Here is a 13,218-nt window from a genome sequence, read left to right on the forward strand (position 1 = left end):
GGAGACATCGATGTCCGCTAACGCTCGAAGCGAATCGCGCGAAGCCTATTACGCGCAGATCGCCGATGAAAACATGGCCCCGCTCTGGGAGTCGCTGCATAGCCTCGTGCCCAAGAGCCCGCAACCGCAGGCGGTGCCCGCGCTCTGGAAATACGCGAAGCTGCGCGCGCTCATCATGGAATCGGGCCGTGTGATCAGCGCCGAGGAAGCGGTTCGGCGCGTGCTCGTGCTCGAAAATCCGGGGCTGCCGGGCAAGTCGAGCCTGACACCGAATCTGTACGGCGGCCTTCAATTGATTTTGCCCGGTGAAATCGCGCCGAGCCATCGCCATACACAATCGGCGCTGCGTTTCGTCGTCGAAGGCAAGGGCGCGTGGACCGCTGTCGACGGCGAACGCACGACGATGCATCCGGGCGATTTCATCATTACGCCGTCATGGACCTGGCATGACCACGGCAACCCCGCGGTCGAGGACGGCGGCGAACCCGTCGTCTGGCTCGACGGCCTCGACATTCCGCTGTTGCGCCAGCTCGACGCGGGTTTTGCGGAAAACTATCCCGAGGCCACGCAGCCCGTGACGCGCGTCGAGGGCGACAGCTTTGCGCGCTTCGGCCACAACATGGTGCCCGTGCGTCATACGAGTACGAATCCGACGTCGCCGATTTTCAGTTACCCGTACGACCGCAGCCGGGAAGCGCTCGACATCCTGCATCGCAATGGCGAGCTCGACGAATGGGATGGCGTGAAGCTTCGCTACGTGAATCCGGCCACGGGTGGCTGGCCGATGCCGACGATGGCGACCTTCATGCAGTTTCTGCCCAAGGGATTCAAGGGGCGCGCGTATCGCAGCACGGACTCGACGGTCTATAGCGTCGTCGAAGGCAGCGGCACCGTGCGCATCGGCGATCGCGCATTCGAGTTCGATCCGCGCGACGTCTTCGTCGTGCCGTCGTGGCAAGCCGTGCAACTCGAGGCCGATAGCGATGCCGTGTTGTTCAGCTATTCGGACCGTCCGGTGCTCGCCGCGCTGAATTTGCTCCGCGAAGCGCGCCACTAAGTGCGCCACTCAGCGCGTCATTGCATGCATCGCCAAGTCCGTCGCTAAGCGCAGCACTCGGCGTGCGGTCCTCGGCACCGCGCCGTAACGCGTCCGGCGCGGCGGCAAGACACGCCGATCCGGCACGCATGCGTCGTACACGCTCCATTTAACCCGATCACACAGAGTCCCCATCATGGCATTCGTATTTCCGCCTGAAGCTCCCGTCGCGATTCCGGTCGCGGGTTCCGACGATCAATTCGCCGTACGCCGCGTCTATTGCGTGGGTCGCAACTATGCGGCGCATGCGCGCGAAATGGGCTTCGATCCCGATCGCGAGCCGCCGTTCTTCTTCTGCAAGCCCGACAACGCCATCGTGCCCGTTGCCTACGGCGAGACGTTCGCGCTGCCGTATCCGGCCGAAACGCAGAACTATCACTACGAAGCCGAACTCGTCGCGGTCATCGGCAAGGCGGGCTCGGACATCGCGCTCGAAGACGCGCTCGATCACGTCTGGGGCTATGCGGTCGGCCTCGACATGACGCGTCGCGATCTGCAGATGAAGATGCGCGAAATGGGACGTCCGTGGGAAATCGGCAAGGCGTTCGATCTGTCGGGTCCGATCGGTCCGATCCACCCGGTCAGCGCGGTCGGGCACTTCGAGAAGGCCGGTCTCTGGCTGACGGTCAACGGCCAAACGAAGCAGCAAAGCGATGTCTCGCACTTGATCTGGTCCGTTGCCGAAACGGTCGCGTATCTGTCGAAGTTCTTCCGTCTCGAACCGGGCGACGTGATCTATACGGGCACGCCCGAAGGCGTGGGCGCGGTCAAGGCGGGCGACACGATTCAAGTCGGCGTCGAACGTCTCGGCGAGCTGACCGTCAAGGTCGTTTGAAGCGACTCGCCTCGATCAACACGGACTCACAAGGATTCGATCGTGCAGCTTTACAGTTTCTTCAACAGTTCGACGTCGTATCGCGTGCGTATCGCACTGCGTCTCAAGGGCATCGAGCATGACTATCTCGGCGTCAATATCCGCACGGGCGAGCATCGCGATGTCGAGTATGTCGACCATGTCAATCCGTCGGCCTCGGTGCCGGCGCTCGTCGATGGCGATTTCCAGCTCGGTCAGTCGCTCGCGATCATCGATTGGCTCGACGCACGCTATCCCGAGCCTCGTTTGATTCCGGCGCAGCCCGAGTTGCGCGCGCGCGTGCTCGAACTGTCCTACCTGATCGGATGCGACGTGCATCCCGTCAACAATCTGCGCGTGCTCAAGTATCTGCAGGACGTGCTCGAAGTCACGCCCGAACAAAAGGACGCGTGGTACCGCCACTGGGTCGCGCAAGGCATGGCGAGCGTCGAACGTTTGCTTGAGCGCGCGGCCGTGGCCTATCCGGGTCCGTGGTGCTTCGGCGCGCAACCGACGCTCGCCGATTGCTGCCTCGTGTCACAGATCTCGAACGCACTGCGTATGGGCTGCGATCTGAGCGCGTATCCGCGCAGTCTCGCGGTTTATCGCCATGCGAGCGCGCAGCCCGCTTTCGTCGCGGCCGAACCCAAACACCAACCGGACTTCATTGCATGACCGTGACGCGGCGCCCGCGTCGTGCGCGCCGCGTCACCGATCCGACACGCTGTACAGGAGACAAACCATGAACATCTCGACCCCTTCGCGCCGCGTCATCGTGGTGGGCGGCGGTATCGGCGGCCTCGCGGCGGCGCTTGCGCTCGCGCGCCAGAATATCCAGGTGCTGCTGCTCGAACAGGCCGCGCAGATCGGCGAAATCGGCGCGGGCATCCAGCTCGGCGCGAATGCGTTCAACGCGCTCGACGCACTGGGCGTAGGCGATGCGGCGCGCAGCCGTTCCGTGTTCACCGAGTCGCTGACGCTGATGGATGCGACCAATGCGAAGGAGGTCGTGCGCATCGAAACCGGCGCGCGATATCGCGAGCGTTTCGGCAATCAATACGGCGTGATTCATCGCGCCGATGTGCATCTGTCGATCCTCGAAGGCGTGCAGGACAATCCGCTGATCCAGTTCCGCACGAGCACGACGGTTCAGCACATCGAGCAGGACGAGACGGGCGTCACGGTCATCGACCAGCACGGCGAGCGTTTCCTCGCGGATGCGCTGATCGGATGCGACGGCGTCAAATCGGTCGTGCGCAAGGCGCTGATCGGCGACGAGCCGACCGTGACGGGCCATGTCGTCTATCGTGCCGTGGTCGACGTCGAGGACATGCCCGAGGATCTGCAGATCAATGCGCCGGTCGTCTGGGCCGGGCCGCATTGTCATCTCGTGCACTACCCGTTGCGCGGCGGCCGCCAGTACAACCTCGTCGTCACGTTCCATAGTCGTGAACAAGAGGTCTGGGGCGTGCGCGACGGCAGCAAGGAGGAAGTGCTCTCGTACTTCGAGGGCATCCATCCGCTGCCGCGTCAGATGCTCGATCGCCCGACGTCGTGGCGCCGCTGGGCGACGGCCGATCGCAATCCGGTCGAGCAATGGAGCTTCGGCCGCGCCACGATTCTCGGCGATGCTGCGCATCCGATGACGCAATACATCGCGCAGGGCGCGTGTCAGGCGCTCGAAGACGCCGTCACGCTCGGTGCGGCCGTGGCCGAAACGGACGGCGATTTCGTCGAGGCGTTCAAGCGCTACGAAAGCGCGCGGATTCCGCGCACCGCGCGCGTGCTGTATGCGGCGCGCGACATGGGCCGCGTCTATCACGCGAAGGGCGTCGATCGGCTCGTACGCAATTCGCTCTGGGTCGGCCGCTCGCAGGAGCAGTTCTACGACGCGCTTCAGTGGCTGCATGGCTGGAAAGCGCAGGACTGCCTCAAAGGCATTCCGGTCTGACGCCGTCGGCCCGTCTTTCTTCTCAATCACGCATAAAAAATCGGCAAGCGCGCGCGGACTTCGTCTCGCGCGGCTCAGAACCGGTATGCCCATCAGGAGACATGCATGACCCAGCCTGCTTACGTCGACGTGACCGCGTTTATCGATCGGCATCGCGTATCGCGTTTTCAATTGCGCATCGTCGCGCTCTGTTTTCTGATCGTCGCGCTCGACGGCTTCGATACGGCGGCGATCGGCTTTATCGCGCCCGCGATACACGTTTATTGGGCACTCTCGCCGGCGCAGCTTGCGCCGATTTTCGGTGCGGGACTCGCCGGGCTCATGGCGGGTGCGCTCGTGTTCGGCCCGTTCGGCGACCGGATCGGACGCAAGCGTCTGCTCATGCTCTGCGTGGTGGGCTTTGGCGTGGCGAGCCTGGTTTCGGCCGCGGCCCCGTCGCCGGGATGGCTGGTCGCGCTGCGCTTTATGACGGGGCTCGGACTCGGCGGCGCGATGCCGAATGCGATTACGTTGACCTCCGAATACTGTCCGTCCGCGCGCCGCTCGTTTCTCGTGACGACGATGTTCTGCGGCTTTACGCTCGGCTCGGCGCTCGGCGGTTTCGTCGCCGCTGCGTTGATTCAGGATTTCGGATGGCGCTCGGTGTTGATCGCGGGCGGATGCGCGCCGCTCGTTCTTGCGCTCGCACTCGCCGCGTGGTTGCCGGAATCCGTGCGCTATATGGTCAATGCGCGACGGTCGTCGGATGTCATCGCGCGCACGCTTGCGCGCATCGCACGGGATCCGCGGCTCGACGGCGCGAGTTTTTCGATTGCGGAAGCCGCGTCCGATGCGGTCGCGTCGGACGCGAGACCGCGCGTGCTTCATTTGCTGAATCCCGCGTTGCTGCGCGGCACGCTGCTGTTGTGGGCCGCGTTCTTCATGAGCTTGCTCGTGATCTATCTGCTGTCGAGCTGGTTGCCGACCTTGCTTCACGCAAGCGGTGCGACGATGCGCACGGCCGCGCTCGTGACGGCGATGTTTCAGGTCGGCGGAACGATCGGCGCGATCGTGCTCGGCTGGCTCATGGACCGTCTGAATCCGAAGTTCGTGCTCGCCGTCAGCTATGCGGCGGCCGGCGTTTTCATCGCGGCGCTCGGCTATCTGACGGCGACGCCGTGGCTTGCCGCACTGATGGTCTGCGGCGCGGGGTTTTGCGTATCGGGATCGCAGGTCGGCGCGAACGCGTTGTCGGCTGCCTTCTATCCGACCGAGTGCCGCGCAACGGGCGTCAGCGTCGCGAACGGCGTCGGACGGATCGGCTCCGTCGTCGGCGCGGTATCGGGCGGTGCGATGCTCGCTTCGGGCTTCACCATGCCCGCGCTGTTCGTGACGATCGCCGTGCCGGCCGTCATCGCGGGCGTGGCGATGGCCGTGTTCGGAATGACCGTGCGGCCGAGCGCGCAGCTCGCTTGAGGTCGGAACATGTGCCGCGGGATCGGCGCGCCGCCGACCCCGCGGCGCGCCGCGACGGCCCTTACCGCAGATCGAACCGGTCGAGATTCATGACCTTGACCCAGGCCGCGACGAAGTCGTGCACGAATTTTTCCGCGGCATCGTCCTGTGCATAGACTTCGGCCAAGGCGCGAAGCACCGAGTGCGAGCCGAACACGAGATCGACGCGCGTGCCCGTCCAGCGAATCGCGCCCGTCTTGCGGTCCGCGCCCTCGAAGGTCTCGCGCGCGGGCGACGTCGGCGTCCATTCGATGCCCATATCGAGCAGATTGCGGAAAAAGTCGTTCGTCAGCGTGCCCGGCCGCGTCGTGAACAGGCCATGCATGTCGCCGCCCGCGCGCACGTCGAGCACGCGCAGGCCGCCGATCAGCACGGTCATCTCGGGCGCGGTGAGCGTCAGCAATTGCGCCTTGTCGATGAGCAGGACTTCGGCGGGAACGGGAAACCGGTGCTTGAGGTAATTGCGGAAACCGTCGGCGCGCGGTTCGAGCGCGTTGACGGACTCGACGTCGGTCTGCGCTTGCGAGGCATCGGCGCGGCCCGGTGAAAACGGCACGTCGATGCGATGGCCGGCTTTTTCGGCGGCGTCCTCGATGCCCGTATTGCCCGCAAGCACGATGAGGTCGGCTAGCGAGATCTGCTTGCCGCCCGACGCATTGAAATCGGCCTGGATCCGTTCGAGGATGCCGAGTACGTGCGCGAGTTCCGCGGGTTGGTTGACCGGCCAGTCCTTTTGCGGCGCGAGGCGAATCCGCGCGCCGTTCGCGCCGCCGCGCTTGTCGGAGCCCCGGAACGTCGATGCCGATGCCCATGCGGTCGATACGCGCTGCGTCACGCCGAGCCCCGATGCACGAATCGTCTTCTTGAGCGCTGCGACATCCTGCGCATCGACGAGCGGATGCGTGACGGCGGGAATCGGGTCTTGCCAGATCAGGTCTTCGTGCGGCACTTCAGGCCCGAGGTAACGCGCTTTCGGCCCCATGTCGCGATGCGTGAGCTTGAACCATGCGCGCGCGAACGCATCGGCGAACGATGCGGGATCCGCGAGGAAGCGTCGCGAAATCTTCTCGTAGACCGGATCGACACGCAGCGACAGATCCGTCGTCAGCATCGTCGGCAACTGCTTTTTCGTGGCGTCGTGCGCGAGCGGGATCTTTGCGTCGGCGTGTTTCGCGACCCATTGATGCGCGCCGGCGGGGCTTTTCGTCAGTTCCCATTCATAGCCGAACAGATTTTCGAAGAACTCGTTGCCCCATCGCGTCGGCGTGCTGGTCCACGTGACTTCGAGGCCGCTCGTGATCGCGTCGCCCGCGATGCCCGTGCCATAGGTGCTTTTCCAGCCGAGGCCCTGGAGTTCGAGTGCCGCGGCCTCGGGTTCCGCGCCGACATGGCTCGCGGGACCCGCGCCGTGCGTCTTGCCGAACGTATGGCCGCCCGCGATGAGCGCGACAGTTTCTTCGTCGTTCATCGCCATGCGCGCGAACGTCTCGCGGATATCGATCGCCGCCGCGAGCGGATCGGGATTGCCGTCCGGACCCTCGGGATTCACGTAGATCAAGCCCATCTGCACCGCGCCCAACGGGTTTTCGAGGTTGCGTCCCGTGTCGGTACGGCTGTGTTCGGCGCCATGCAGATCCTGGTCGGCGACCACGACGCCCTCGTCAGCGGGATGACCCGCCGCGCCCTTGCCGTAGCGGACATCGCCGCCGAGCCACGTCTTTTCGTCGCCCCAATAGACGTCCTGGTCGGGTTCCCAACTGTCTTCGCGTCCGCCCGCGAAGCCGAAGGTCTTGAAGCCCATCGTTTCGAGCGCGACATTGCCGGTCAGGATCAGCAAGTCCGCCCACGAAATGGCGCGGCCGTATTTCTGCTTGATCGGCCAAAGCAAACGCCGCGCCTTGTCGAGGCTCACGTTGTCGGGCCAGCTATTGAGCGGCGCGAAACGCTGTTGACCGCGGCCCGCGCCGCCGCGGCCGTCGCCGATCCGATACGTGCCCGCGCTATGCCAGGCCATCCGGATAAACAGCGGCCCGTAGTGCCCGAAATCGGCCGGCCACCACGGTTGGGAGTCGGTCATGAGCGCCGCGAGGTCGCGCTTGACGGCGGCGAGGTCGAGCGTCTTGAAGGCTTCGGCGTAATGGAAATCCTTGTCCATCGGATCGGACCGGTCCGAATGCTGGCTTAGCAAATCCACTCGCAATTGCTTGGGCCACCAGTCGCGATTGGTCGTGCCGCCGCCTGCCGAATGATGGAACGGACATTGTTGCTCGCTTGACATGCTGTTCTCCTAAAAGGGGACCTGTCTCCGATCGGTTGCCGTGCGCACGCGCCACGGGCCGGGTCGACGTACGTTGGACCATCGATCGCCGCATTTGACGCCGGGGCCGTATCCAGGCCCATCCCGGTCCATGCCGGCGCGTGACTCGGGCACTCGGCCGTTTTTTTGTGAACCGACAGTATTTATAGCCGACACGACACGACTGTGTCGCACCGGCCACGCGGGCGCCGTATACGAGGCGCCCTGCGTGCCGCGCACGCTGCGTGTCTGGCGCGTCCGGCGTGCGCGTGAACATGTTTCATGCGCTAGGGATCGTGGACCGTTCGCGCCGGCGATGCGACGATCACGCGATCCGCAACGAAGCGCAGGAGTGCATGCCGGCATGAATCGCTTGATCGACGCGTCGCTTGCCACGCTCAGGACGATTGCCCGCGCCGGCAAGGGACGTCCGATGGCGCTCGTCGTGTTGTTCGGCTTGAGCCTGCTCAATATCGCGAGCGAAATGCCGCGCAAGGACGGGCATTCGGAAACGGTACGCGTGTTTGAAAGCCTCGTGCTCGATACCTTCGCGGTGCCGCGCGAACTGCTGTTCGATCACTATCAGCGGCGCTATCCGCGTATTCCCGCTTCGCAGCCCGTGACGATCGTCGAGATCGACGACCGTACGCTGGCCGAGGTCGGGCAATGGCCGTGGCCGCGCAATCGGCTTGCGGCGTTGATCGATGCGATCGCCGCCCAACGGCCCGTCGCGATCGGGCTCGATATCTATATGCCCGAGCCCGACGAAACGTCGCCCGACAAAGTCGCCGACAATTTGTCGGATCCGGCCTCCGATCTCGCGGTTCAATTGCGCGCGTTGCCGAATCACGAGGCCATTCTTGCGAAATCGCTGCATGCGGCGCCGTCGATCCTCGGCGCGGCGGCATTCGATCATGCCTCGTTCTCGACGAGCACCGATATGTTGAGCGCGCCCGTGCGCGTGCACGGGCCGGACCCGATCGACAAGGTCCGTCGTTTCGACCATGTGCTTGCGAGTCTGCCGGTGCTTCAGGGCGCCGCGCACGGGCAGGCCATGCTCAACGTCGCGCTCGAACAGGGCACGGTGCGGCGCGTTCCGCTGATCATGGGACTCGGCGAGCGGCTCGTGCCGGGATTGCCGATCGAAATGCTGCGCGTCGCGACGGCGTCGTCGGCGATCGACGTGTTCTCGGATCGATTCGGCGTACGCGGCGTGGGCGTGGCCGATGTGCGCGTGCCGACGCAATCGGACGGCGCATTCCGGCTGCATTACGCGTCGATCCAGTCGACGCAGGATCGCTATGTGTCGGCGCGCGACATCATCGACGGCAAGACCGACGCGGACCGGCTGCACAACAAGCTCGTGCTCGTCGGGCTGACGGGCGCGGGCCTGACCGACATGCGCACGACCGTGCTCGGCGAACTCGTACCCGGCATCGAAATCCAGGCTCAGGTCATCGAGAGTATTTTCGAAGGCCGGTTTCTGCGTCGGCCGACATGGCTTAAACCGGTCGAGTCCGCCTTCATCATGGCGTTCGGCTTGCTGATCATCTGGTATTTGCCGCGCACGGATTCGCGGTTAGCGAAAATCGTGCGCGCGGTGCCGAAAGCCTCGGCGATTCTCGGCGTCATGCTGAATTTGCTGACGCTTTATAGCTGCTTGTTGTTGTTCAAATACTTCGGGTGGCTCGTCGATGCCGCGTCGATTTTCATTATTTTGTCCGCGGTCATGGGCTGCTTTTTCTCGACGGCCTTGCTCGGGAACGAAGGCCCGAGCAAGACCATCCCCGTCGATTCACAAGCGCGCGACGAGACGGAGAGCCGCGCGGGCCATGCTTAGTTGAAGCCCGTCACCGCGTGCGGCACGTACTTCGCTTCGAGCTTGGCGATCTCGTCGGCCGTGAGCTTGACGGACAGTGCGGCGACGGCGTCGTCGAGATGTTCGTGCTTGGTCGCGCCGATGATCGGGGCCGTGATCACGGATTTCTGCAGCACCCACGCGAGCGCGACCTGCGCGCGCGGAATACCGCGCGCCTTCGCGATTTCGGCGACGGCTTCGACGACCTGGCGGTCTGCATGTTCGGTGTTCGCATAGAGCGTCTTGCCGAACGCATCCGTGTCGGAGCGTGCGCTTTGCGTGTCCCAATCGCGCGTAAGGCGGCCGCGCGCGAGCGGGCTCCACGGAATCACGCCGATGCCTTCGGCCGCGCACAGCGGCAACATCTCGCGCTCTTCCTCGCGATAAAGCAGATTCACGTAGTTCTGCATGGTGACGAAGCGCGTCCAGTTATGGCGTTCGGCCACATGCAGCGCTTTGGCGAATTGCCACGCATACATCGACGATGCACCGATATAACGCGCCTTGCCGGCCTTGACGACGTCGTGCAGCGCTTCCATCGTTTCCTCGATCGGCGTCTCATAGTCCCAGCGGTGGATCTGATAGAGATCGACGTAGTCGGTGCCGAGGCGGCGCAGGCTCGCATCGATTTCCGACAGGATCGCCTTGCGCGAGAGGCCCGCGCCGTTCGGTCCTTGGTGCATACGGCCGTTGACCTTGGTTGCGAGCACGATTTCGTCGCGCTTCGCGTATTCCTTGAGCGCGCGGCCGACGATTTCTTCGCTCGTGCCGGCTGAATAGACGTTCGCGGTGTCGAAGAAATTGATGCCGAGATCGAGCGCTTTCTTGATGAACGGGCGGGCCTGGCCTTCGTCAAGCGTCCACGGATGCGTGCCGCGATCGGGCGCGCCGTAACTCATGCAACCGAGGCACAGACGTGACACATCGACGCCCGTGCGTCCCAGCTTCGTAAATTCCATCAGGCCACTCCTGTTGTTTGAGCGCAAAAAGGAAACGGCGCGAGCGCCGGAGCAAAAAATTATCGGCACGCGGTCCGGCGCTGGCAATCGTGCGACGCGAAACAGTGTATGAAGTCATGCGCACAAATGCAGCGCGCATCGGGCGCGCGCCGATGTTTTCGCCGGGGGTCATCGCGCGGGCCCGCTAACGATGGCGACGCGCTTGACGGTCTGCTTGCCTAACCCTCGACGACCAATTTGACCCGATCGCCCTGCAGCCAACCCGCTTCGACCTCGCTCATGACAAAGTCGATGAAGCGCCGCACACGAACAGGCAATTGCTTGCGCTGCGCGTAGTAGATATAGAGGCCCGAATGATGGGTCGCGAGTTCGTCGAGCAGCGTGACGATCGTTCCGGCGGCGAGATCTTCGGCAATCATATAGTCGGGCATCTGGCCGATGCCGATGCCGTCGCGGATTGCCCGAAGCTCCGATTCGACCTGGTTCAGCGTAATGACCGCGGGCACGTCCTGGTGAACGAGTTCGCCGTCGATCTGCAACGACCACGGCATGATCCGGCCGGTACCGGGATGACGGTATCCGGTGCAGCGATGCCGAAGCAATTCGTCGACATTGCGCGGCGTGCCGTGTTCGCGCAGATAATCGGGCGAGGCGCAAATCTCCATGCGGATCGGCGCGAGCAGCCGCGCGATGAGGCTTTCGGCGGGTTCGTTGCCCGAACGGAAGCCGACATCGATCTTGGCCGTGATCATGTCGGTCAATTGGTCTTCGAGCAGCACATCGAAGACGACGTCAGGGTAATGCGCCTGAAAGCGTTTGATCAGCGGAATCAGTTGGCGGCTGCCGAACGAGTTCGACGCGGCGAGGCGGATCACGCCCGCGACTTCGTGCTTGCTGTAGCGCGTCTGATCCATCGCTTCGTCGAGCAGGCGCAGGCCCGCGTCGGCGAGTTCGAACAAGCGCGCGCCTTCGTCGGTCAGGCTGACCTTGCGCGTGCTGCGGTTCACGAGCCGCACGCCGAGATGCGCTTCGAGTTGCGCGATCGCGCGGCTGACCGCGGGCGGCGTCAAGCCGACGGCTTGTGCGGCGTGCGTGAAGCTGCGCGTGCGCGCAACGCTCAGAAATATCGAAAGTACGCGTGTCTGGTCCATAGCGGCTCGAATGGTACCGCCGAATCGCGCGCCGCGGTGCCGGCCGGGCCGCGCGGGGCATGGGGGCGCGCACTCGCGTCGCGCGGACTTGTCGAAATCGGCGCGCGCCGTTCGTCGCCCGAGACGTACGGAGATCGATGCGCAAGCGAGGCCGTCCGGCGCGGATACGGCGCAACGGTCTCCATTTTCATAATGAAAGGTAAGGGCCGACCTGGATTAGACTTACGTGTTTTCCCGAGTCCTTGGGCTCGGCATCGAGACGCGTCGCGCCTGCACGCGCCGGTTTTCGCACTTGACTGACATGACACGCCGATTTCTTCGAATTGCGATCGTATTGGGCCTGATCACCGCGGTCGGCCCGTTTGCGATCGATATGTACCTGCCTGCGTTGCCGTCGATCGGCGGCTCGCTCAACGCCTCGGCCTCGTCCGTGCAAATGAGCCTGACGGCGTTCTTCGTCACGCTCGGCATCTGCCAGCTCGTCTATGGGCCGCTTGCCGATATGGTCGGCCGCAAGCGTCCGATCTATGCGGGACTGGCGATCTTTACGATCGGCAGCATCGGCTGCGCGTTCGCGCCGACGATCGAATCGCTGATCGTGTTTCGCGTGATCCAGGCCGTGGGCGCGTGCGCGGGCATGGTCATTCCGCGCGCGATCGTGCGCGACATGCATACGGGGCACGAAGCGACCCAGTTGATTTCGATGCTGATGCTCGTCGTCAGCGTCTCGCCGATTCTCGCGCCGCTGACCGGCAGCCTCATCATCGGGGTCTTCGGCTGGCGCGGCGTGTTCTGGGCGCTTACGATCGCGGCCGCGATCGCGTCGGTGCTCGCGGTCTGGCAACTCCACGAGACGCGCGAAGCGCACCATCGCGCGAGCAGCACGTGGGGCGGCGCATTCGCGGCCTACGGCAAGCTGCTGCGCGATCCGTATTTCGTCGGGCTCACGTTGACAGGCGCGTTCGGCATTTCGGCGTTCTTTGTCTATCTGTCGAATGCGTCGTTCGTGATCGTCAATCACTACGGGCTGACGCCGACGATGTTCAGCCTGTGCTTCGCGCTCAATGCGGCGGCGTTCTTCGGCGTCACGCAACTGACCGCGCATATGTCGCGCCGCTATGGTCTGCCGCGCGTGATCCGCGTGGCGGTCACGGGCTTCGCGGCCGCGATGGTCGTGCTCGCGCTGTTGTTCGTCGGCGGGGTCGACAATCTCGTCGTCATGGTCGTGTTTCTGTTTATCGGCTACGGCTTTCTCGGACTCGTGCTGCCGACCGCGGCGGTGCTTTCGCTCGATCATCACGGCGCGATCGCGGGAACGGCGTCTGCATTGATGGGCGCGATGCAATTCGTCGTCGGCGCGATCGTGATGGCCCTGTCGGGACTCGTCGCGGACGGCACCGCGAAGCCGATGGTCGTCTGCATCGCCGCCACGGCCCTGACGACCTTCGTGATCGCGCAATTCACCTTGCGCCGCGAAGCGGCCGGCGCGGCCGTGGCCGAGAGCAAATAGGGCACGTCTGCTATCCTTGCCCGATCGCGATTCCGCGCGGCGCGCGGAAT

General features: G+C 64.3%; 10 protein-coding genes. 7 read left to right on the forward strand and 3 right to left on the reverse strand.

From position 1 onward, the window contains the following. Positions 1-10: 10 nt before the first annotated feature. The 5 genes from gtdA to D7S86_RS11505 all read left to right on the forward strand — a co-directional run bounded on the left by gtdA (position 11) and on the right by D7S86_RS11505 (position 5,355). The gene (gene gtdA, locus D7S86_RS11485) at positions 11-1,057 is read left to right on the forward strand and encodes a gentisate 1,2-dioxygenase (protein ID WP_121086511.1); all 1,047 of its coding nucleotides are present in this window, start codon (positions 11-13) and stop codon (positions 1,055-1,057) included. Positions 1,058-1,232: 175 nt separating this feature from the next. After that, entirely contained in the window at positions 1,233-1,931 is a 699-nt protein-coding gene (locus tag D7S86_RS11490) for a fumarylacetoacetate hydrolase family protein (protein ID WP_121086513.1), read from the forward strand. Positions 1,932-1,973: 42 nt separating this feature from the next. After that, positions 1,974-2,624 carry a maleylacetoacetate isomerase gene (gene maiA / locus D7S86_RS11495; RefSeq protein ID WP_121086515.1) on the forward strand — a complete coding sequence of 217 codons (651 nt, stop codon included), beginning with the start codon at positions 1,974-1,976 and terminating at the stop codon, positions 2,622-2,624. 67 nt (positions 2,625-2,691) lie between these two features. Further along, positions 2,692-3,900 (forward strand): 3-hydroxybenzoate 6-monooxygenase, encoded by a 1,209-nt coding sequence (locus D7S86_RS11500; protein WP_121086517.1) that lies wholly within the window; start codon positions 2,692-2,694, stop codon positions 3,898-3,900. A gap of 105 nt (positions 3,901-4,005) precedes the next feature. Continuing rightward, entirely contained in the window at positions 4,006-5,355 is a 1,350-nt protein-coding gene (locus tag D7S86_RS11505; protein WP_121086519.1) for an MFS transporter, read from the forward strand. A gap of 61 nt (positions 5,356-5,416) precedes the next feature. Here the strand turns inward: D7S86_RS11505 and katG are convergent, their stop codons facing one another. Continuing rightward, on the reverse strand, positions 5,417-7,672 hold the full coding sequence (katG, locus tag D7S86_RS11510; protein WP_121086521.1) for a catalase/peroxidase HPI: 2,256 nt from the start codon (positions 7,670-7,672) through the stop codon (positions 5,417-5,419). A gap of 382 nt (positions 7,673-8,054) precedes the next feature. Between katG and D7S86_RS11515 the strand changes: the two genes are divergently transcribed. Beyond that, positions 8,055-9,530: a CHASE2 domain-containing protein gene (locus D7S86_RS11515; protein ID WP_121086523.1), complete on the forward strand. Its 1,476-nt coding sequence runs from the start codon at positions 8,055-8,057 to the stop codon at positions 9,528-9,530. Here the strand turns inward: D7S86_RS11515 and D7S86_RS11520 are convergent. Together D7S86_RS11520 and D7S86_RS11525 are read right to left on the reverse strand one after the other, a co-directional pair. Continuing rightward, positions 9,527-10,507: an aldo/keto reductase gene (locus D7S86_RS11520; protein WP_121086525.1), complete on the reverse strand. Its 981-nt coding sequence runs from the start codon at positions 10,505-10,507 to the stop codon at positions 9,527-9,529. The two genes, D7S86_RS11515 and D7S86_RS11520, sit on opposite strands and share 4 nt — an antisense overlap. A 218-nt stretch (positions 10,508-10,725) precedes the next feature. Further along, positions 10,726-11,658: a LysR family transcriptional regulator gene (locus tag D7S86_RS11525; protein WP_121086527.1), complete on the reverse strand. Its 933-nt coding sequence runs from the start codon at positions 11,656-11,658 to the stop codon at positions 10,726-10,728. A gap of 301 nt (positions 11,659-11,959) precedes the next feature. On the opposite strand from D7S86_RS11525, the gene D7S86_RS11530 reads away from it, so the two are divergent. Continuing rightward, positions 11,960-13,168: a multidrug effflux MFS transporter gene (locus D7S86_RS11530; protein WP_121086529.1), complete on the forward strand. Its 1,209-nt coding sequence runs from the start codon at positions 11,960-11,962 to the stop codon at positions 13,166-13,168. Positions 13,169-13,218 lie beyond the last annotated feature (50 nt).

Source organism: Pararobbsia silviterrae (assembly GCF_003628125.1).
GTDB classification, from domain to species: Bacteria; Pseudomonadota; Gammaproteobacteria; order Burkholderiales; family Burkholderiaceae; genus Pararobbsia; species Pararobbsia silviterrae.